Origin of the sequence: Pseudomonas sp. B8(2017), assembly GCF_002113575.1 — a bacterium.
GTDB classification, from domain to species: domain Bacteria; phylum Pseudomonadota; class Gammaproteobacteria; order Pseudomonadales; family Pseudomonadaceae; genus Aquipseudomonas; species Aquipseudomonas putida_Z.
The window spans coordinates 1-18,278 of the sequence record NZ_NEIO01000036.1 but is presented as its reverse complement, the minus strand read 5'-3'; the positions used below and the strand labels follow the sequence as shown (position 1 = coordinate 18,278).

The following is an 18,278-nucleotide window of genomic DNA, read 5'->3' as shown; positions in this document are numbered from 1 at the left end:
CACGCTTGAAAGCGAAGAGCGAAGAGCGAAGAGCGAAGAGCGAAGAGCGGAAAAGTACTGGTCTTGATCTCGCGCATAGTCCATTTACGATGGCGACGCATACTCACCTTTTCGCCCTTACGGCGAGTCACTTTTTGCCAAACGCGGCAAAAAGTAACCAAAAAACGCTGCGCTCCCATCATCCGGCCCCTCCGCTACGCTACGGGGTTCCCTCGCGCCGGTCTTGCTCCCGGGAGTACGCGCTGCAGGCCCCATCCATGGGGCCTCAGCGCTTGACGGGCATCCATGCCCGTCACCTCCCTCCGCAAGACCTCTGCTCGGCCTCCTGAAGTCGCGAAGATCAAGATCAAGATCAAGATCAAGATCAAGATCAAGATCAAGAGCAAGAGCAAGAGCAAGAGCAAGAGCAGAGCAGAGGGCGCCGACTGGCGGAATGTGGGCACCGGAAGCAAATTCGCACCCAATTGCAGTTGCTCCACGCGACGCGGCGCCTTAGACTGCCGCCCCCTGTAAAAGAGTGCCGGTTGGCGCTTGAAGAATTCCGCTGCCGATGTCAAGGCGTCGGCGGCACCTGAATCGCCCAAATGCACATTTTTTCATAGAGAAATCGATGACCAAGGAACAGTTGCTGGCCATGTCGGCCGATGACTACATGAACGCTGACCAGCTGGCTTTCTTCGCTGGCCTGCTGCAGGCGATGAAAGTCGAAACCCATGAACGCATCGAGCTGAGCCGTGCCACCATCGAAGGCCTGGACACCCCGTCGGATCCTGCCGACGTGGCTTCGGTCGAAGAAGAGCGTAGCTGGCTGGTAAACGCCATTGACCGCGACCAGCGCCTGCTGCCGCAGCTGGAAATGGCCCTGGACCGTATTGCCGACGAAAGCTTCGGCTGGTGCGATGACAGCGGTGAACCAATCGGCCTGAAGCGTCTGCTGATCAGCCCGACCACCAAGTACTGCATCGAAGCCCAGGAGCGCCACGAGCAGCTCGACCGCCACCAGCGCCAGGTGTAACCCCGCGCGGTGTGCCAAGCCCCACGGAGCGATCCCTGGGGCTTTTTGCGTTTCTTTCCGGCGGCGGTTTTGTTGCCCCGTACGTAATACTGCTGTACCGGGATGCGCTGTTTCCGCGCCGTACGCAGGCGTATCATGGCTTTATCGTTAGGGTGCTAATTAAATTCCGGAGGGAATGATGAATAGCCGGGTCGATGTAGCCGTGATGATTGGTTCGGGGGTGCCCGCCACACTGCGTGCGCTGGGTAAACGCATCTGCTGGGTGGTGCTGGTCAATGGCGAACGCCGTGGTACCGCATTCGCCACGCGAGAAGAAGCGCTGGAGTGCCAGGCGGCCTGGCAACAGCAGTTGAAGAAGGGCCTGGCGGCCTGAGTGTAGTGAGTGCTGCCGACGAGCGAACGGGTGTTGTTCAGGGCGTTCCCCTGTAAGAAATGTACTTTGCCTCTCGACGAATTTCGGTGTTTTCGTGCATATTCTTCCCCCAGTAATGCGCTGATGGATTGCAGGGCCCGTTCTCACGTGCGCTCTGGCATTGCCTGTCGCATCTTTTCTGGCGGTTTTGCTGTCAGACATTACGCTTCCCGAATCGGGAATATGCCGAAAGCCTGTATTTGAGGCCAGATCTGGCAAGCCAGAGTAAAGATTCCTGCACGCTGCATCGCCAGCGTGCACAGACATTTCGCATATCGCTTCATTACTCTTTTCGCCTATCGATAAGAAATGGCCGTGCCTCACCGAGCTTGGGTGAGGGCGGGTTGTAACCGGTTGAGGATTACTTCATTGGCAGTCAGCACTCTTGATACCCATGCGTTGTTCGCCCTGGGCGACTTGCGCGGTAAATTGGCCCAGCTGTTCCAGGGCCGCTTTGTCTATGTCACCGAACAGAGTCCCGAAGGCCTGTACATGGCCGAAATCGACACCGAAAGCGCATTGGTCGTCGATGACAAGCAGCGGTTGGAACTGAAGGTGGGCGACCACTTTCGCGCCGCCGTACTGCCCAGTCGCGAAGGCGGCAAACTGGAAATGCGCTTTCGCGAAATCAAGCTGAACGTGTATGGCGTGGGCGACTATGCCTTCGTCTCGGTGCCCGAAGGCGAGGGCATCGTGTTCCGTGAAGGCCACGGTGTGATGCTGGTGTTCGCCGCTCAGCAACAAGTACAGGAAGGCCTGGGCAAGTTGCTCAAGGCGGTGACCGGCAAGGTTGCCAAATGGCGCAAAGGTGAGCTGACCACCTTCAAGGCCAGTGAATGACCCACAGTGACGACGCGCCCGCCACGCGTGCCGAGTTCCATCGCCAGCACCAGGCGGATGCCGTGGCCGAGGCCGAGCGTTTGCTGGCCAGGCGCGAAGAGTTGCAGGGCGCCTGGTTGAACTGGGTGGCAGGGGAATTGTATCGCCTCGGCCCGCCGCCTTATGCGGCCATGGTCCGGCGCGAGTTGCAGCGCCTGGCCCAAGGGTGAGGCGGCAACCTTTCAGTTACCGCGATCGCGGCCGCTGCTGACTTCTTCAGGTACCGGCTCTTTCGCCATGCGCTTGCGGAACAGCGCTGCCCGGGCCAGCAACAGTGTGGTCACCGGTACGGTGATCGACAGCAGGATCGGAATCAGCCAGGCGTGCAGCACCGGGGCGTCCTTGAGCCAGGAAAAGTAGATGATCGAGGCCAGTGCCACGCACCAGGCACCAATGGTCGAGGCCAGTGCCGGCGGGTGCATGCGCTGGAAGTAGTCCTTCAGCCGCAACAGGCCCACGGCACCGATCAGGGCGAACAGGCTGCCGGTCAGCAGCAGCGCGGCAGTGACCAGCTCCAGCCAGAAGGGGAGTTGCAGGGTTTCAGTCATTCGATCACCTCACCGCGCAGCAGGAACTTGGCCAGGGCAAACGAGCCAACGAAACCGAACAGCGCAATCAGCAGGGCACCTTCGAAGTAGGTGTCACTGGCATAACGGATTCCCAGTACCAGCATGGTCAGCATGGCCAGGATGTACAGGTAGTCCAGCGCCAGCACCCGGTCCTGGGCGGACGGGCCGCGGAACAGCCGGATAAGCGCCAGGGCCATGGCCAGGGCGAAGATGAACAGGCTGGCGAGGACAGCGTTGGCGAGCAGGCCTGTCATTGGAAAATCTCCATCAGCGGGCGTTCGTAGGTGTCCTTGAAGTGCTGGATGAAGGCCGCCTCATCGTCCAGGTCGAACACATGCAGCAGCAACACGCTGCGGTCCAGCGCCAGCTCGGACCAGACCGTGCCGGGCACTACCGTGGTAATCATCGACAGCGCCGCCAGGCCATGCGGGTCGCGCAGGGCCAGCGGGATGTGCACGAACGCCGAGCGCGGCGGCTGCTTGCCGGCGCGCAACACGCCACGGGCAACCAGCAGGTTGGACATGATCACATCGATGCCGACCCGACCAATCAGCCGGGCGATGGCCAGCGGCCGTCGCACATGGGCATGCTGCGGGCGCAGCGGTGCCATCAGCAGCGGCGCCAGCACGCCGAGCGCGGCAGCCAGCAGCAGGTTGCCGGGGCTGACCGACAGGTTCAGCAACAGCCACAGGCCGAACAGCGAAACCGATAACAGCGGTGCGGGGAACAGTCGATTCATGGCTGCACCTGTACGTCGAGCGAGGTGGGGCCAGGAATCGGCCGGGCGGCCATCACGGCTTCGATATAGGCGTCGGGGGCCTGCAGGCTGGCGGCGGTGTCCTGGGTGTAGCGCAGCAGCGGTTCGGCCTTGAAGCTGAGGATGATGCACAGGCCGAGCAGGATGACGATGGGCAGGCATTCATAGCGGCGCAGCACCGGCGACGGGCGTTCCTCAGGCTTCCAGAAACGCTGGATGCCGACGCGGCCGAAGGCGATCAGCGAGGCCATGCCAGACAGGATCAGCAACGCCACCAGGCCCCAGCCCGCCGTGCCCAGCGGCTGCTCGGCAGGTACGCCCAGCCCCTGCGGGTTGAACAGCGCGCTGATCAGGTTGAGCTTGCCGACAAAGCCCGACAGCGGCGGCATGCCGATGATCAGCAGGGCGCAGGCGATGAAGCTGAGGCCGAGGAAGGCCATGGTCCACGGGATGATCTGGCCGATCACCACCTTCTGCTCATCGTCGAGGTTGATGCCCTTGGGCGGGTGCAGTGATTCCAGCGGTGGCGGCATGGCGTCTTCTTCGTCGTCCAGCGGTGCTTCGTTGGCCGAGCGCGAACGTTCGACCAGTTCGGCGAGCAGGAACAACGCGCACAGCGCCAGGGTCGAGTTGACCAGGTAGAACAATGCCGCGCCGGTCAGCGCCGCTTGCGCAAAACCGACGGCGCCGAGCAGGGTGCCGGCCGAAACCAGGATGCTGAGGGCGGCCATGCGCTCCAGGCGCTGCGCGGCCAGGATCGACACCGCCGCCACCGCCAGGGTGACCAGGCCACCGTACACCAGCCATTCACCACCGAAGTGCGCCGAGGCCCCGGCCTGCCCGGAGAACAGCAGTGTCCACAGGCGCAGCACGGCATACAGGCCGACCTTGGTCATGATGGCGAACAGCGCAGCCACCGGCGCGCTGGCCGAGGCATAGGCCGGCACCAGCCAGAAGTTCAGCGGCCAGATGCCGGCCTTGACCAGGAAGGCCATGGCCAGGATCGCCGCGCCGGCGTGCAGCAGGCCGCGGTCGGCCTCCGGCACCAGCGGAATCTTCAGGGCCAGGTCGGCCATGTTCAGGGTGCCGGTCACGCCATACAGCATCGCCGCGCCGATCAGGAACAGCGACGAGGCAAACAGGTTGATGGCAATGTAATGCAGGCCGGCACGCACTCGGGCGCGGCCCGAGCCATGCAGCAGCAGGCCATAGGAAGCGGCCAGCAGCACCTCGAAGAACACGAACAGGTTGAACAGGTCGGCGGTGAGGAAGGCGCCGTACAGGCCCATCAGCTGGATCTGGAACAGTGCGTGGAAGCTGGCCCCGGCACCGTCCCAGCGGGCGCGGGCAAACAGCAGGGCACTGAAGCCGATGATGCCGGTGAGGGTCAGCAGCAGGGCCGACAGGTGGTCGACTACCAGCACGATGCCGAACGGCGCCGGCCAGTTGCCCGGCAGGTAGACACCGATCGATTCCGCCTGGCCCTGGGTGCGCACCCACAGTAGCAGGCTGACCGCGATGGCCAGGCCGGCGAAGGTCGACAGCAGGTTCAGCCGGGCTTTTATCTGCCGGTGTTTCTCGCCCAGCAGCAACATCACTGCCGCGGTCACCAGGGGCAGCAGGATGGGCGCGATGATCAATTGGCTCATGCCACTCATTCGTCACGCTCCCGGCCATCCACGTGGTCGGTACCGGTCAGGCCGCGCGAGGCCAGCAACACCACAAGGAACAGCGCGGTCATGGCGAAGCTGATGACGATGGCGGTGAGCACCAGGGCCTGTGGCAGGGGGTCGGTGTAGTGCAACAGGTCCTGGGGCACGCCGTCCTTGATGATCGGTTCCTTGCCGATGAACAGGCTGCCCATGCTGAAGATGAACAGGTTGACCCCGTACGACAGCAGGCACAGGCCCATGATCACCTGGTAGGTTCGCGGGCGCAGGATCAGCCACACCCCCGAGGCGGCCAGCACGCCGATAGCTACTGCAATCACTTCTTCCATCAGGCGGCTCCTGCTTGGCTGGTTTTCGCCGGGTTGCCCGGGCGGTAGGCGCGCACCGACTGGTGCGCCAGGGCAGTGAGGATCAGCAGGGTCGAGCCGACCACCACGGTGAACACGCCGACATCGAAGAACAGCGCGCTGGCCACGTGCACATCGCCGAGCAACGGCAGGTGCAGGTGGGCGGTATGGGTGGTGAGGAATGGGTAGCCCAGCAGCATGGCGCCCGCGCCGGTCAGGGTTGCGCACAGCAGCCCGGTGCCCATCCAGCGCAGCGGGCGCAGGCTCATCTGCGCCTCGACCCACTGGGTGCCGGCCACCATGTACTGCAGGATGAACGCCACCGACATCACCAGGCCGGCGACAAAGCCGCCACCGGGCTGGTTGTGGCCACGCATGAACAGGTACATCGACACCAGCAGGGCGATCGGCAGCAGCAGGCGCACCAGCACCGCGGGCACCATCATGAAGCCCAGAGCGGTGTCGGTGGCATGCCGTGGGTTGATCAGGTCGGTGACCACGTCAGGTGCCAGTTGACGCTGCTGCGCTGGCAGTTGCATGCTTTCCTTCGGCGGGCGGAAGCGCCGCAGCAGGGCGAATACGGTCAGCGCCACGGCCACCAGCACGGTGATTTCACCGAGGGTATCGAAACCACGGAAGTCGACCAGCATGACATTGACCACGTTGGTGCCACCGCCCTGGGGCAGGGCCCGGCTCAGGTAGAACGAGGAAATGTCGTTCGGCGTCGGCCGGGTGAGCATGGCGTAGGACAGCACGGCCATGCCGCCACCTACCAGTACCGCCAGCAGCAGGTCGCGCAGGCGACGCATGCGCGCACGCTCCAGGCTGCCCGGCAGCGGCGATACGCCTTCGATCCGCCGCGGCAGCCAGCGCAGGCCGAGCAGGATCAGTACGGTGGTGACCACTTCCACTACCAGCTGGGTCAGGGCCAGGTCGGGCGCGGAGAACCAGACGAAGGTGATGCAGGTCATCAGGCCGCAGACGCTGACCATGATCAACGCCGCCAAACGGTGATACTTGGCCTGGTAGGCGGCGCCGATGGCGCAGGCAATGGCGATCAGCCACAGCGCGACGAACACGCCCGAGCCCGGAATCTTCGGCCGGTCGCCCCAGCTGAGACCACTGTAGAGCATGGGGGTGAGGCCGGCGAGGAAGGCGGCGAGCACCAGCATGAACAGCTGCGACTGCAGGCGGCGGCTGGTGAGCAGGCGCTCGATGCGCCGCGCCAGCAGCATCAGTTGCACCTGGCCGTGTTCGAACAGGCGCTTGCCGTTGAAACGCTCGATCACCGGCGGGTAGGGGAAGCGGCCCAGGCGCAGCTGCTTGCGCAGCAGCAGGTACAGCACGATACCGCCGCTCATGGCCACCAGGCTCATGATCAGCGGCGCGTTCCAGCCATGCCAGATGGCCAGGCTGTATTCCGGCAGGGTGCCGCCCACCACCGGCAGGGCGGCGGCGGCCAGCAGCGGGCCGACCGACTGGGCAGGGAAGATGCCCACCACCAGGCAGGTAAGCACCAGCAGTTCGACCGGCGCCCGCATCCAGCGTGGCGGTTCGTGCGGGGTGTGCGGGAGGTCCTGCGCCGTGGGGCCGAAGAACACATCGACGGTGAAACGCAGGGCATAGGCCACGCTGAAGGTGCCGGCCAGGGTGGCGATCACCGGCAGCGTGGCCTCGACCCAGGCAGTGGAACTGATGAACACCGTTTCGGCGAAGAACATTTCCTTGGACAGGAAACCGTTCATCAACGGCACGCCGGCCATCGAGGCGCTGGCGACCATGGCCAGGGTGGCGGTATATGGTACCAGGCGTATCAGCCCGCTGAGGCGGCGGATGTCACGGGTACCGCTTTCGTGGTCGATGATGCCGGCGGCCATGAACAACGAGGCCTTGAAGGTGGCGTGGTTGAGAATGTGGAACACCGCCGCGACGGCGGCCAGCGGGCTGTTCAGGCCCAGCAGCAGGGTTATCAGGCCCAGGTGGCTGATGGTCGAGTACGCCAGCAGGCCCTTGAGGTCGTTCTGGAACATGGCGGCGAAGGCGCCGAGCAGCAGGGTGAGGGCGCCGGCACCGCCGACGATCCAGAACCACTCCTCGCTGCCCGACAGCACCGGCCACAGGCGCGCCAGCAGGAACACCCCTGCCTTGACCATGGTCGCCGAGTGCAGGTAAGCCGATACCGGGGTGGGCGCTGCCATGGCATGGGGCAGCCAGAACTGGAAGGGGAATTGTGCGCTCTTGCTCAGGGCGCCGATGAGGATCAGTGGCAGCAGCACCGGGTACAGCGCATGCTGGCGGATGGTGTTGCCGGCAGCCAGGACCTTGTCCAGGTCGTAGCTGCCGACCACATGGCCGAGCAGCAGGGCACCCACCAGCAGGCACAAGCCGCCCGCGCCCGTGACCATCAGCGCCATGTAGGCGCCGCGGCGGGCGTCGGCACGGTGGTGCCAGTAGCCGATCAGCAGGAACGAGAACAGGCTGGTGAGTTCCCAGAAGAACACCAGCTGGATCAGGTTGCCGGAGATCACCAGGCCGAGCATGGCGCCCATGAAGGCGAGGAAGAAGGCGAAGAAGCGCGGCACCGGGTCTTGTGGCGACATGTAGTAGCGGGCATACAGCGACACCAGCGTACCGATGCCCAGCACCAGCAGCGAGAACAGCCAGGCGAAGCCGTCCATGCGCAGCACCAGGTTCAACCCCAGGCTGGGCAGCCAGAGGAATTCTTCGCGAATCACGCCACCGTGGGCAACCTGAGGGTACAGCAGTGCTACCTGGACAGCGCCGACCAGGGCCACGAGCCCGGCGAGAATGGACTCCGCGTTACGTGCGTTGTGCGGCAGCACGGCTGCCAGGCAACTGCCCACGAACGGCAGAAGCAATAGCACTATCAATGACATAGCGTTCTATTCTGGAGAAGTTTGCAAAGAATCATACGTGCCGAGGGGTTGATCACCAACACGCAAGCTGTCGCAGAATCCTACAAACAGGCTGTGACAAGCTGTTTTTTTATAACAGATTCTTACAAAGCATAGCCGCAGTTGGCGGCTTTACAGGCCAGCCTGGCGTTCGCCTTCATCCTGCACGTCCCGTGCTTCGGCCACCTCGCGCGGACGGCGCACCTTGAGTTCGCTGACCACCACCGCGATCACGATCAGCAGGCCGCCGAGCAGTGCCACGCCCGGCAGGCGCTCACCGGCGATGCGCCCGACGATCCCGGCCCATACCGGTTCGCCGGCATAGATGAGGGTGGCGCGGGTGGGCGAGACCGACTTCTGCGCCCAGTTCATTGCCACCTGGATCACCGCGCTCATGGCGCCCAACCCCACGGCACTGGCCAGCAGCAGCCAGGAAAAGTCGGGTATGCGCTCCTGGGTCGGCACGATCATCAGGAACGCCAGCAGCGAGGCGGTCGCCAGCTGCACCACGGTGACCCGGCGCACATCGACCTGGCCCGCGTAGCGGCTGATCAGGATGATTTCGCCGGCAATGGCCACGGCGCTGACCAGGGTTACCAGCTCGCCTTCGCTGAAGTGCAGGCTGCCACCCTCAGGGCCGGCCAGCAGCATCAGGCCGATGAACGCCAGGCCGATACCGATGCTGGGCATCAGGCCGGGGCGCCGGCCCAGCACCAGCCATTGCAGCAGCGGCACGAACGGCACGTACAGCGCGGTGATGAACGCCGACTGGCTGCTGCTGATGGTTTGCAGGCCCATGGTCTGCAGGCCGTAGCCGAGCATGATCGACACCCCGATCAGCATGCCGGCCTTCAGTTCGGTGAAGGTTAGCCCCGGCAGCGCCCGCGCCGAGACCACCCCGACGAACAGCGCGGCTGCAGCGAAGCGCAGGCCGACGAAGAACATCGGGCCGCTGACGGTCATCACGTTGTGCACCAGCAGGAAGGTGCCGCCCCACAGCATGGTGATGAACACCAGCACCAGTTCGGCCTTGCTCAGGCGAAAGGCAATGGCAGGGGTCGGTTTGCTGCTGGGCTGGCTCATGGTCTTGCGCACTCGGAGGGGGCGGCGCACAATCGCCGCAAAGTGGGCAGTATACTGCGCAATACCGACCAGTGAGCAATATAGTGCACAAAGATTCCTCGCACCGGGCATCGGTGCTGCAACATGTCAGCCTCAATGTACGCAGCCTGCGTAATGCCACGGGCATGAGCCAGACGGCTCTGGCGGAACGCTCCGGTGTCAGCCGGCGCATGCTGGTGGCGATCGAGGCGGGCGAAAAGAATGTCAGCCTGACTACCCTAGACCTGATTGCCGAAGCCTTGGGCGTGGCTTTCAGTACCCTGATCCAGGCACCTGACCAGCGTGATCCCGGGCGCATCGAAGAGTTGGCCTGGGCCGGGGAGCACCCGCAGAGCCGGGCGGTGCTGCTGGGCAGCAGTGTGGCGCGGCGCGAGGTGGAGCTGTGGGAATGGACCCTGGCACCGGGCGAGTGCTATTCCAGCGAGGCTGATGCCGAGGGCTGGAGCGAGCAGATCTATGTGGCGCAAGGGCAACTGACGCTGATTATCGAAGGGGTCGAGCATCGCCTGCAGGTCGGGCAGTTCCATGTGTTTCCCAGCAACTGTCGGTATGCCTATCGCAACGATGGGGCGGTGGCGGTGCGGTTTGTGCGCAATGTGGTGATTTGATCGAGAGGTGTTGCTGCCTCCAGGGCCTCATCGCCGGCAAGCCAGTTCCCACAGGTTCGCCGCTGGCTCTGAGCCTGAAGGTGGGCCTGTGGGAGCTGGCTTGCCGGCGATGAGGCCCGTATGGGCAACCCAAGGTTCGTGGTCAGTCTCCTATCAACTCATCGGTCCTGACCACCTTGGCATAGGCAAACGCCAATGCCGCCATCACCGAATCATGCACCTGCGCCGCCGGCACCCGCTTGCCATCGAACTCCAGTGGCAGCGTGGCACAGGCGTCGTGCGCCACGGTCACGTCGTAACCCAGGTCGGCCGCGGCCCGGGTGGCGGCGTCGACGCACATGTGGCTCATGCTGCCGACGATGGTCAGGGCCTCGACGCCATGCCGGTCCAGCGTGTGCTCAAGGTCGGTACCGAGGAAGGCGTTGACCTTGTGCTTGAGCACCACCGGTTCACCGGCCTGAGGCTCGACCTTGGCATGGATCGCCGCACCCTGCGAGCCTGGCGCGAAGAACGGCGCATCGGCGCTGTCGAACTCATGCCGCACATGCACCACCAGGTCGCCCCGTTCACGCGCCGCCGCCAACAGGCGGGCAGCATTGTCGGCCGCCTGGTCGGCACCATCGAGGGTCCATTTGCCGCCCGGGAAGTAGTCGTTCTGGATGTCGATGATGATCAGCGCCTGCTTGCTCATGCTGCCTCCTGTGGCAGTAGTCGTTGGATGACGTTAGTTATAGGCTGTGTGCACTGACCTGAGGATTGGCGCGAACGACACTATGCAGGCAAAAACTGACAACCCCGCCAGCCTGGACATCGGCCTGCTGCTGTACCCAGGTGCGCAACGTGCTGCCGTGCATGGGCTGGCCGACCTGTTCCTGGTGGCCAATCGGGTGGTTGCCGAACTGGGTGCCGTCGAGTTGCCATCGGTGCGTATCAGCTTCTGGCAGGCGGACGAAGCGGGGCACTTGCAGCCTGCCCCTGAGAGTCCACCTGCCGCCGCGGCCGATCTGCGGGTGCTGATCATTCCGCCGAGCCTGGAGTCGGCACCTCAGGGTGAGCTGCTTGAGCGCCATCGTGCATCGTTATGCCAGTTGCACGGGCACGGCACGGTGCTGGCGTCGGTGTGCATCGGGGTGTTCTTCATCGCCGCCAGTGGCCTGCTCGACGGGCGCCCGGCCTGCACCCACTGGAACTACGTGCATTCGCTTGCCCAGCGTTTTCCCAAGGTGCGGGTCGAGGCCCAGCAACCGTTGCTGGACGATGGCGACATCGTCACCTCGGCCGGGTTGATGGCCTGGACCGACCTGGGCTTGCGCTTGCTGGAGCGCTTCATGGGCGCGACGGTGGCGCGGGAAACTGCCCGCTACCTGGCGGTCGACCCGGTCGCGGCGCCACTGCCCGGTGCAGTGTTCAATCCACGCCTGGACCATGGCGATGAGGCGGTGCTGAAAGTGCAGCACTGGTTGCAGGGCAACGGTGGGCAGGATGCCGACCTGGCCAGCATGGCAGCGTGCGCGGGGCTGGAGGAACGCACCTTCCTGCGGCGTTTTCGTGCTGCCACGGGGCTACGGCCAACCGAGTACTGCCAGCAGGTGAGGGTGGGGCGGGCGTGCCGCTTGCTGGAGTTCACCCGGCGCAATGTCGAGCAGATCGCCTGGGGCGTCGGTTACCAGGACCCGGGTGCGTTTCGCAAGGTGTTTCAGCGCATCACCGGCCTGACCCCGAGTGATTACCGGCGGCGCTTCGCGGTATCGGGTTAGGGCACGGGGGCATTCCCGGTGCGGAAAACCGCTTGACCTTGACATAACTTGAGGTTTTACCCTGCTCGGCATCGCGCTGTAGGCGTCCGTCACCAGGAGACCGTTCATGACGGCAACATCCCATGCCCTGTGGTTTACCCAGATGATCGAATACGAAGTACCCGGCAGGTTCCAGCAGGCGTTGGCCCAGGCGCTGGTGGCGCGCAGCGAAGCGCTGGCCGCGCGTTGCGAAGGGCTGCAGGGTGTCAGTATCCAGGCCAGCGACGATGGCAGCCGGGTGCTGCAGTACCTGCAATGGCAGTCCCGCCAGGCGTGGGCAGCGGCGGCCGTTTATTTCGTCGGGGAACCTTTCCTCGAACTGCTTGGCCAGCATCAGGCGCGTGGGGTCAACTTTGCTGCCTACCAGACCCTGCGTAGCCTGGTGCGCGGCGCCGATGGCGGCCTGCATTGCCAGGTGGGCGAGCCTCACGCATACCAGGGCGCGTAGTGCGGGTAGCGGTCCAGGCGGGCGCCAACGACCATTTCACTGATCCATGCCGCCAGGATCGAACTGTAGGCTTTCTGGCTCTCTTCGCTGGACAACGCGTGGTCGGCACCGTCGACGATGCGGTGGGTGAGCGAATGGGCGCTGACGAATGCCGAGCGGTAGCTCATCAAGGTGCTGTGCGGCACATAGTCGTCCTGCTCGGACTCCACCAGCAGTACATCGCCACCGAACTCGGCACAGGCGGCCAGTGCGCGGTTGTCCGCCGGGCCGAGCGGGCGCTGGCGGTAGGCGTTCAACCGTTGCCGGTCGAGGGTTTGCTTGGGGAGGTTCCATTCGTCGTCCCAGTACATGGCGGGCACCCGCAGGGCCAGCCATTTGACCGGCCGCTCGCGGGTCAGCAGGGTGGCCAAGTAGCCGCCGTAGCTGCTGCCGATGATGGCGATGGCACTGGTGTCGACGGCCGGGTGGCTTACCAGCCGGTCGTAGGCCACCAGCAGGTCGGTCAGGTTCTGTTCGCGGGTGACCGTCAGCCGTTGGCTTTCGGTTTTTTCGTGGCCGCGCAGGTCGAAGGTCATGCACACGCAGCCCAGCCCGGTGATATGCCGGGCGCGGGCCAGGTCGCGTTGCTGGCTGCCACCCCAGCCGTGGACGAAGAGAATGCCCGGCATCTTGCTGCCGGGGCTGACCAGGGTGCCGACGATGCTGTCATCCTCGACCTGCAGTTCAACGGTTTCACTCTGAATGGTCATGTTCACGAATCCGCGCGAATTTGCTGAGTTGTCCGAGTTCACTGTCGTTTCCTTGGTAAAAGAGGGTGGCGTCAGTGGGCAGTTCGGGGGTGCCGAACACTTCATGGGTGGAGGCACGCACCCGTTGCAATGCCGGGTCGTCGGCGAACGCCTGCAAGGCCAGCAGCTCGGCACTGCTGGCTCCGCCCAGGCGCCAGGATTGTTCGAGTACGCCGCTGCGCAGGTGGCCCAGGGGATTGACGCCGCGGGCGATGTCGTAGTTGCGCCGTGAGGCGATGAAGCCGGGGAAGTGCTGCTCGGCGGCCTGCTCGTAGGCCATCGCCTGGTTGATGGCCAGGCGCAGCGGCTCCTCCAGCGGCAGTTGCAGCAGTACCTGGTAGTCACCGCGCACCACTACCAGGTCGGAGCCGCCATACACTTCCGTGCCCTGGTGGTCGCGGGTCAGTTGCTGGGTACCGTGATAGCTGCAGGTCAGGCCGGCGACACGTACCTGGCCGACGCTGAAGGTTTGCACTTCGCTCAGGTCTTCCTCGAGCACCAGCCCCCACAGCGCAAGGTCCTGGTCATCCATGCCGGCCAGCAGCGGTTCCAGCTCATCGGCCGTGGTGATGACCTGTTGCCCACGGCCTGCGCAGGCCAGTACCGGCTTGATTCGCAACGGGCCGTCCGCCAATAACAGCGGTGCGGCGGTGCGCGCATCAGCCTTGCTGAACACGGTGTAGCCGCGCAGCAGGGCGTCGCTGGCTTGGCGGGCGAAGGCATCGGTCCAGCCCGGCGGGAAACTGGCCCCGGCCGGCAACGGGTGGGAGATCGCCTTGGTCGCCATGTAGGGGTGTGCGACCAGGCCACCGAACAGGTCCTGCTCGCTGCAGATGCCCAGGGCGGCATGGCGCTTGGGATCGACCAGGGTTTCGGTGGGCAGGTAGTAGTAGCCATCGGTGGCGCTTGGTGGCTGGCCGGGTTGCACGTGTGGGCAGCCCAACAGGCGGGCCAGGCCATCGGCAAGCTTCAGGTGCACGGCATGCTCGTGGTCGGGGGTGTGCGCGCGGGTGTCGAGCAGCACCACGCCGCTTTTAGGGGCGCAGGCATTGGGCATGGTCATTTGCCTGTGTGCAATGAATGTACTGAGTGTGAAGCCGGTGCTTTGAGGAAGTTCAGCGGAACTTGATCGGTGGTACTGGCCCGTCTGTAGGAAATGTCTGGTATGCGCAGGGCGTGACGGGCAATGCATGCCGTGTGTCGGTCGCCACGATTGCAGGGCTTCGGCGGCTGTTCCATTATCGGCACACTGGATAAACCGTGATGTAGCCGCAGGAGAGCGCATGAACGTTCAGACCACCTTTGGGCAAAGCGTGCCGCAGCGCCTGGCGCAGGTTCGCCAGGCCATGGCCGCAGAGGGCATCGATGCCTTGCTGGTACCCTCGGCCGACCCCCATCTTTCCGAATACCTGCCCGGTTACTGGCAAGGGCGCCAGTGGCTGTCGGGTTTCCACGGCTCGGTCGGCACGCTGGTGGTCACGGCTGACTTTGCCGGGCTGTGGGTCGATAGCCGCTACTGGGAACAGGCGGAACACGAGCTGGCTGGCAGCGGCATCGAGCTGATGAAGCTGTTGCCGGGCAAGCCTGGTGCGCTGGAATGGCTGGGCGATCACGTCGAGACCAATGGCAGCGTGGCGGTAGACGGTGCGGTCATGGCCCTGGCTTCGGCGCGCCAGCTTGGCGACCGGCTGAAGGCGCGCGGGGCGCGACTGGTGACGGACAAGGACCTGCTGGGCCAGGTATGGGAAGGGCGCCCGGCGCTGCCAGGCAACCCGGTCTACCAGCATTTGCCACCGCACGCCACGGTAAGCCGTGCGGAGAAGCTGGCGCAGTTGCGCCAGAGCGTGCAGGCCAAGGGGGCCGACTGGCATTTCATCGCTACCCTGGATGACATTGCCTGGCTGTTCAACCTGCGCGGTAGCGATGTGTCCTATAACCCGGTGTTCGTCGCCTTTGCCTTGATCAGCCAGCAGCAGGCCATCCTGTTCGTCGGCCAGGACAAGCTCGACGATCATCTACGCCAGGTGCTGGCGGCCGACGGTATCGAGGCGCGCGACTACGCCGAAGCAGGCAATGCCCTTGCCGCCATGCCGGCCGGCAGCCGATTGCTGGTCGACCCGGCCCGGGTAACCTGCGGCCTGCTGGATAACCTGCCGGCCGGGGTGGAACTGGTCGAGGGGCTCAACCCCAGCACCCTGAGCAAGTCGTGCAAGGGGGATGACGATCTGGTGCACATCCGCCAGGTGATGGAGCAGGACGGCGCGGCCTTGTGCGAGTTCTTCGCCTGGCTCGAGGCCAACCTCGGTCGGGAGCGGGTTACCGAACTGACGGTCGACGAGCAGTTGAGTGCCGCGCGTGCCCGCCGCCCAGGCTTCGTGTCGTTGAGCTTCTCGACCATTGCCGCCTTCAATGGCAATGGCGCGATGCCGCATTACCGTGCCACCGAGCAGTCGCATGCGGTCATCGAGGGCGATGGTCTGCTGCTGATCGATTCGGGCGGGCAGTACCTTGGCGGTACCACCGATATCACCCGCATGGTGCCGGTGGGCAACCCGAGCCTTGCACAGAAGCAGGATTGCACGCGCGTACTCAAAGGAATGATCGCCCTGTCGCGGGCCACCTTCCCGCGTGGCGTGCTGTCGCCGTTGCTCGATGCCATTGCCCGGGCACCGATCTGGGCTGACCAGGTGGATTACGGCCACGGCACCGGGCATGGGGTGGGTTACTTCATGAATGTGCACGAGGGGCCACAGGTCATTGCCTACCAGGCGGCGCCCACGCCGCAGACGGCGATGCAGGTGGGCATGATCAGCTCGATCGAGCCGGGCACGTACCGCCCAGGGCAGTGGGGTGTGCGCATCGAGAACCTGGTGGTCAACCGCGAGGCCGGCAAGAGCGCCTTCGGCGACTTCCTGAACTTCGAGACCCTGACGCTGTGCCCGATCGATACCCGCTGCCTGGTGCCCGAACTGCTGGCCAGGGAAGAGCTGGACTGGTTGAACGGTTATCACGCCAAGGTACGCGAGCGCCTGGCGCCGTTGCTCAAGGGTGACGCGCTGGCCTGGCTGCAGGCGCGTACCGCGCCCTTGTAAGGTAGTAAATGAAAAGGGCAGCTTGCGAGCTGCCCTTTTTTTCTACTTGCAGATGACGATCATGCTGCGGCTGGTGTAACCCGCCGGGTTGATGCCGAACAAGTAGTCACCGGGTTCTTCATCGCTATCGCCCGAGCGTGCAATGACCCGGTAGCCGCGCGTGCTGCAGGAGCTTGCGGCCTTGCTGTAGCAGTTGTCCCACGAGGAAGACAGGCCGGAGCAATTGATATGCAGGCCCTTCTTGCCCCTTTTGACCTCAGTCTTGGCCGTGGCGGCACATCCAGCAATAGCCAAGATGGCCAGGATGAGCAAAATACGTTTCATTCCTGTCCTTAAATGCAGGGCGGATCAGCTGCCAGGCCCTGTCGTTATCGCTTCGGTTCTTCCTGAAATTTCCCCAGCGTCCGTGTTCGGTCCAGTAGATAGCGTAAAGATGATGATTCTGTGACAGCTTAATGAGCGAGACGGGTCGCTACAATCATTAATCCTGTCTCAAATGAAAATATTTCTCATATCAGTCTGCCGCGACGGCCGGGCTGGGTTCCTTGCGCATGGACAGGGTGGTGCCGACCGACGCGGTAATGATCGCCAGGATGGCCAGCCACTGGGTAATCGTCAGGACCTCGCCCAGGAACAGCAGGCCGGACAGGGCGCCGAAGGCTGGTTCGATGCTCATGAGGGTGCCGAAGGTGCGTGCCGGGATGCGCGTGAGGGCAACCATTTCCAGGCTGTAGGGCAGGGCGGTGGACAGCACCGCGACGCCCAGGGCCATGGGGATCACGGCGGGTGTGAGCAAAGCGCTGCCGGCGTGGGCGATACCGATGGGGGCAACGAACAGCGCGGCGACCACAACGCCCAGTGCGGCACTCTGGATGCCATGCTCGGCCCCGGCCCGCTGCCCGAACAGAATGTACAGTGCCCAGCACACGCCCGCGCCCAGGGCATAGGCTGCGCCGACCGGGTCGAGGGCCTGCCCGCCATGGCCGGCAGGCAGCAACAGCAGCAGGCCGACGATGGCCAGCACAATCCACAGGAAGTCGATCGGCCGGCGCGAGGAGAAGATCGCCACGGCCAACGGGCCGGTGAACTCCAGTGCCACGGCGATGCCGATCGGTACCGTTTGCAGGGCCATATAGAAGAGGAAGTTCATGCCGCCCAGCGCCATGCCGTAGATGATGACGTTGCGCAGGGCGTTGCGGGTCATGCGCACACGCCACGGGCGCAGGATCAGCAGCATGATGATGCTGGCGAAGATCAGGCGCAGGGTGGTGGTGCCTTGGGCGCCGATGAGGGGGAACATGCTTTTGGCCAGGGAGGCACCGGACTGTATCGATGCCATGGCGATGAGCAGCAGGCCGATCGGGAAGAGGGTAGCGGCCAGGCTGCGGGGCTGGGTGTTCATTTCTGTGCAGCGATCCTTGAGCGGGGTGGGGGTGAGCAATATAGTGCGCAATTATGAGGATGGGGGGCAAGGTGCATGGCGTTGTATTTTCGGTGCCTGTGAGATCGGGCGCCGCCCGCGCGGCGCTCGATCTCACAGGCGCTGCAAGGCTTGCGGCGAGCACCTGGCGGCCCTGACGCGGTCTTTTTCAAAAAGATTCTAAATTATTGAAATTAAAGGTTGACCTCCTGAAACGCCGCCCTATAATGCGCACCACTCCAACGCGGTAGCGAAGCAAAACCAGCCACCCTGTTGAGTCAAGTGTTTGAAGCTAAACGAGTTTCTCGCAAAAAACTTCAAAATAAACGCTTGACAGCAAATGAGGAAAGCGTAGAATGCGCGCCTCGGTTGAGACGAAAAGCTCTTAACCAAACGCTCTTTAACAAATCGAATCAAGCAATTCGTGTGGGTGCTTGTGA

The 18,278-nt window shown here is 64.0% G+C and carries 21 protein-coding genes; 8 read left to right on the top strand and 13 right to left on the bottom strand.

The window, feature by feature from the left end:
* Nucleotides 1-182 (bottom strand): hypothetical protein (locus tag CAG22_RS28655; protein WP_218191950.1); only part of this gene is annotated, 182 nt, incomplete at its 3' end.
* A gap of 428 nt (nucleotides 183-610) precedes the next feature.
* On the opposite strand from CAG22_RS28655, the gene CAG22_RS26405 reads away from it, so the two are divergent.
* The 4 genes from CAG22_RS26405 to CAG22_RS26390 all read left to right on the top strand — a co-directional run bounded on the left by CAG22_RS26405 (nucleotide 611) and on the right by CAG22_RS26390 (nucleotide 2,476).
* Complete coding sequence (locus tag CAG22_RS26405) at nucleotides 611-1,015, top strand: TraR/DksA C4-type zinc finger protein (RefSeq protein ID WP_003259022.1); 405 nt, start codon at nucleotides 611-613, stop codon at nucleotides 1,013-1,015.
* A 178-nt stretch (nucleotides 1,016-1,193) separates the two neighbouring features.
* Entirely contained in the window at nucleotides 1,194-1,388 is a 195-nt protein-coding gene (locus CAG22_RS26400) for a hypothetical protein (protein ID WP_025338376.1), read from the top strand.
* 408 nt (nucleotides 1,389-1,796) lie between these two features.
* Nucleotides 1,797-2,267 carry a hypothetical protein gene (locus CAG22_RS26395; RefSeq protein WP_003259020.1) on the top strand — a complete coding sequence of 157 codons (471 nt, stop codon included), beginning with the start codon at nucleotides 1,797-1,799 and terminating at the stop codon, nucleotides 2,265-2,267.
* Entirely contained in the window at nucleotides 2,264-2,476 is a 213-nt protein-coding gene (locus CAG22_RS26390) for a hypothetical protein (RefSeq protein ID WP_003259019.1), read from the top strand. Before CAG22_RS26395 ends, CAG22_RS26390 begins: the two co-directional genes overlap by 4 nt.
* A gap of 12 nt (nucleotides 2,477-2,488) precedes the next feature.
* Here CAG22_RS26390 and CAG22_RS26385 read toward each other — a convergent pair whose 3' ends face one another.
* From CAG22_RS26385 to CAG22_RS26355, 7 genes are all read right to left on the bottom strand, one after another.
* Nucleotides 2,489-2,854 (bottom strand): Na+/H+ antiporter subunit G, encoded by a 366-nt coding sequence (locus CAG22_RS26385; protein WP_025338378.1) that lies wholly within the window; start codon nucleotides 2,852-2,854, stop codon nucleotides 2,489-2,491.
* Nucleotides 2,851-3,129, bottom strand: coding sequence for a K+/H+ antiporter subunit F (locus CAG22_RS26380; RefSeq protein WP_003259015.1), 279 nt, complete (start codon nucleotides 3,127-3,129; stop codon nucleotides 2,851-2,853). Before CAG22_RS26380 ends, CAG22_RS26385 begins: the two co-directional genes overlap by 4 nt.
* The gene (locus tag CAG22_RS26375; protein ID WP_025338379.1) at nucleotides 3,126-3,614 is read right to left on the bottom strand and encodes a Na+/H+ antiporter subunit E; all 489 of its coding nucleotides are present in this window, start codon (nucleotides 3,612-3,614) and stop codon (nucleotides 3,126-3,128) included. The genes CAG22_RS26380 and CAG22_RS26375 overlap by 4 nt, the downstream gene beginning before the upstream one ends.
* Nucleotides 3,611-5,290: a monovalent cation/H+ antiporter subunit D gene (locus CAG22_RS26370; RefSeq protein ID WP_085665521.1), complete on the bottom strand. Its 1,680-nt coding sequence runs from the start codon at nucleotides 5,288-5,290 to the stop codon at nucleotides 3,611-3,613. The genes CAG22_RS26375 and CAG22_RS26370 overlap by 4 nt, the downstream gene beginning before the upstream one ends.
* On the bottom strand, nucleotides 5,287-5,631 hold the full coding sequence (locus CAG22_RS26365; RefSeq protein WP_013971840.1) for a Na+/H+ antiporter subunit C: 345 nt from the start codon (nucleotides 5,629-5,631) through the stop codon (nucleotides 5,287-5,289). Before CAG22_RS26365 ends, CAG22_RS26370 begins: the two co-directional genes overlap by 4 nt.
* Nucleotides 5,631-8,546 (bottom strand): monovalent cation/H+ antiporter subunit A, encoded by a 2,916-nt coding sequence (locus CAG22_RS26360; protein WP_085706488.1) that lies wholly within the window; start codon nucleotides 8,544-8,546, stop codon nucleotides 5,631-5,633. Before CAG22_RS26360 ends, CAG22_RS26365 begins: the two co-directional genes overlap by 1 nt.
* Nucleotides 8,547-8,696: 150 nt before the next feature.
* A complete protein-coding gene (locus tag CAG22_RS26355; RefSeq protein WP_085706487.1) occupies nucleotides 8,697-9,647 on the bottom strand; it encodes a DMT family transporter in 951 nt (316 codons plus the stop codon).
* A gap of 83 nt (nucleotides 9,648-9,730) precedes the next feature.
* On the opposite strand from CAG22_RS26355, the gene CAG22_RS26350 reads away from it, so the two are divergent.
* Complete coding sequence (locus CAG22_RS26350; protein WP_085593380.1) at nucleotides 9,731-10,294, top strand: helix-turn-helix domain-containing protein; 564 nt, start codon at nucleotides 9,731-9,733, stop codon at nucleotides 10,292-10,294.
* Nucleotides 10,295-10,436: 142 nt separating this feature from the next.
* On the opposite strand, the gene CAG22_RS26345 is transcribed toward CAG22_RS26350, so the two are convergent.
* Nucleotides 10,437-10,985: a cysteine hydrolase family protein gene (locus CAG22_RS26345; protein WP_085706486.1), complete on the bottom strand. Its 549-nt coding sequence runs from the start codon at nucleotides 10,983-10,985 to the stop codon at nucleotides 10,437-10,439.
* An 82-nt stretch (nucleotides 10,986-11,067) separates the two neighbouring features.
* Between CAG22_RS26345 and CAG22_RS26340 the strand changes: the two genes are divergently transcribed.
* On the top strand, nucleotides 11,068-12,051 hold the full coding sequence (locus CAG22_RS26340; protein WP_085593384.1) for a GlxA family transcriptional regulator: 984 nt from the start codon (nucleotides 11,068-11,070) through the stop codon (nucleotides 12,049-12,051).
* A 106-nt stretch (nucleotides 12,052-12,157) separates the two neighbouring features.
* Nucleotides 12,158-12,538, top strand: a complete 381-nt coding sequence (locus tag CAG22_RS26335) for an antibiotic biosynthesis monooxygenase (RefSeq protein WP_085693449.1) — start codon at nucleotides 12,158-12,160, stop codon at nucleotides 12,536-12,538.
* On the opposite strand, the gene CAG22_RS26330 is transcribed toward CAG22_RS26335, so the two are convergent.
* Nucleotides 12,517-13,287, bottom strand: a complete 771-nt coding sequence (locus CAG22_RS26330) for a S9 family peptidase (RefSeq protein WP_025338387.1) — start codon at nucleotides 13,285-13,287, stop codon at nucleotides 12,517-12,519. The two genes, CAG22_RS26335 and CAG22_RS26330, sit on opposite strands and share 22 nt — an antisense overlap.
* Nucleotides 13,271-14,389 carry a DUF3182 family protein gene (locus tag CAG22_RS26325; RefSeq protein ID WP_085706485.1) on the bottom strand — a complete coding sequence of 373 codons (1,119 nt, stop codon included), beginning with the start codon at nucleotides 14,387-14,389 and terminating at the stop codon, nucleotides 13,271-13,273. The genes CAG22_RS26330 and CAG22_RS26325 overlap by 17 nt, the downstream gene beginning before the upstream one ends.
* Before the next feature lie 220 nt (nucleotides 14,390-14,609).
* On the opposite strand from CAG22_RS26325, the gene CAG22_RS26320 reads away from it, so the two are divergent.
* Nucleotides 14,610-16,418, top strand: coding sequence for an aminopeptidase P family protein (locus CAG22_RS26320; protein ID WP_085593388.1), 1,809 nt, complete (start codon nucleotides 14,610-14,612; stop codon nucleotides 16,416-16,418).
* 42 nt (nucleotides 16,419-16,460) lie between these two features.
* Here the strand turns inward: CAG22_RS26320 and CAG22_RS26315 are convergent, their stop codons facing one another.
* Complete coding sequence (locus CAG22_RS26315; RefSeq protein WP_025338390.1) at nucleotides 16,461-16,742, bottom strand: hypothetical protein; 282 nt, start codon at nucleotides 16,740-16,742, stop codon at nucleotides 16,461-16,463.
* 190 nt (nucleotides 16,743-16,932) lie between these two features.
* On the bottom strand, nucleotides 16,933-17,820 hold the full coding sequence (gene rhtA / locus CAG22_RS26310; RefSeq protein WP_085706484.1) for a threonine/homoserine exporter RhtA: 888 nt from the start codon (nucleotides 17,818-17,820) through the stop codon (nucleotides 16,933-16,935).
* Between the last annotated feature and the right edge of the window lie 458 nt (nucleotides 17,821-18,278).

Coding starts and splice junctions, on each gene's coding strand:
- CAG22_RS26380 (WP_003259015.1), bottom strand. CDS start 3,129: ATGACAGGCCTGCTCGCCAACGCTGTCCTCGCCAGCCTGTTCATCTTC.
- CAG22_RS26375 (WP_025338379.1), bottom strand. CDS start 3,614: ATGAATCGACTGTTCCCCGCACCGCTGTTATCGGTTTCGCTGTTCGGC.
- CAG22_RS26365 (WP_013971840.1), bottom strand. CDS start 5,631: ATGGAAGAAGTGATTGCAGTAGCTATCGGCGTGCTGGCCGCCTCGGGG.
- CAG22_RS26340 (WP_085593384.1), top strand. CDS start 11,068: ATGCAGGCAAAAACTGACAACCCCGCCAGCCTGGACATCGGCCTGCTG.
- CAG22_RS26315 (WP_025338390.1), bottom strand. CDS start 16,742: ATGAAACGTATTTTGCTCATCCTGGCCATCTTGGCTATTGCTGGATGT.
- CAG22_RS26390 (WP_003259019.1), top strand. CDS start 2,264: ATGACCCACAGTGACGACGCGCCCGCCACGCGTGCCGAGTTCCATCGC.
- CAG22_RS26330 (WP_025338387.1), bottom strand. CDS start 13,287: ATGACCATTCAGAGTGAAACCGTTGAACTGCAGGTCGAGGATGACAGC.
- CAG22_RS26385 (WP_025338378.1), bottom strand. CDS start 2,854: ATGACTGAAACCCTGCAACTCCCCTTCTGGCTGGAGCTGGTCACTGCC.
- CAG22_RS26325 (WP_085706485.1), bottom strand. CDS start 14,389: ATGACCATGCCCAATGCCTGCGCCCCTAAAAGCGGCGTGGTGCTGCTC.
- CAG22_RS26335 (WP_085693449.1), top strand. CDS start 12,158: ATGACGGCAACATCCCATGCCCTGTGGTTTACCCAGATGATCGAATAC.
- CAG22_RS26370 (WP_085665521.1), bottom strand. CDS start 5,290: ATGAGTGGCATGAGCCAATTGATCATCGCGCCCATCCTGCTGCCCCTG.
- CAG22_RS26320 (WP_085593388.1), top strand. CDS start 14,610: ATGAACGTTCAGACCACCTTTGGGCAAAGCGTGCCGCAGCGCCTGGCG.
- CAG22_RS26400 (WP_025338376.1), top strand. CDS start 1,194: ATGAATAGCCGGGTCGATGTAGCCGTGATGATTGGTTCGGGGGTGCCC.
- CAG22_RS26405 (WP_003259022.1), top strand. CDS start 611: ATGACCAAGGAACAGTTGCTGGCCATGTCGGCCGATGACTACATGAAC.
- CAG22_RS26345 (WP_085706486.1), bottom strand. CDS start 10,985: ATGAGCAAGCAGGCGCTGATCATCATCGACATCCAGAACGACTACTTC.
- rhtA (WP_085706484.1), bottom strand. CDS start 17,820: ATGAACACCCAGCCCCGCAGCCTGGCCGCTACCCTCTTCCCGATCGGC.
- CAG22_RS26355 (WP_085706487.1), bottom strand. CDS start 9,647: ATGAGCCAGCCCAGCAGCAAACCGACCCCTGCCATTGCCTTTCGCCTG.
- CAG22_RS26360 (WP_085706488.1), bottom strand. CDS start 8,546: ATGTCATTGATAGTGCTATTGCTTCTGCCGTTCGTGGGCAGTTGCCTG.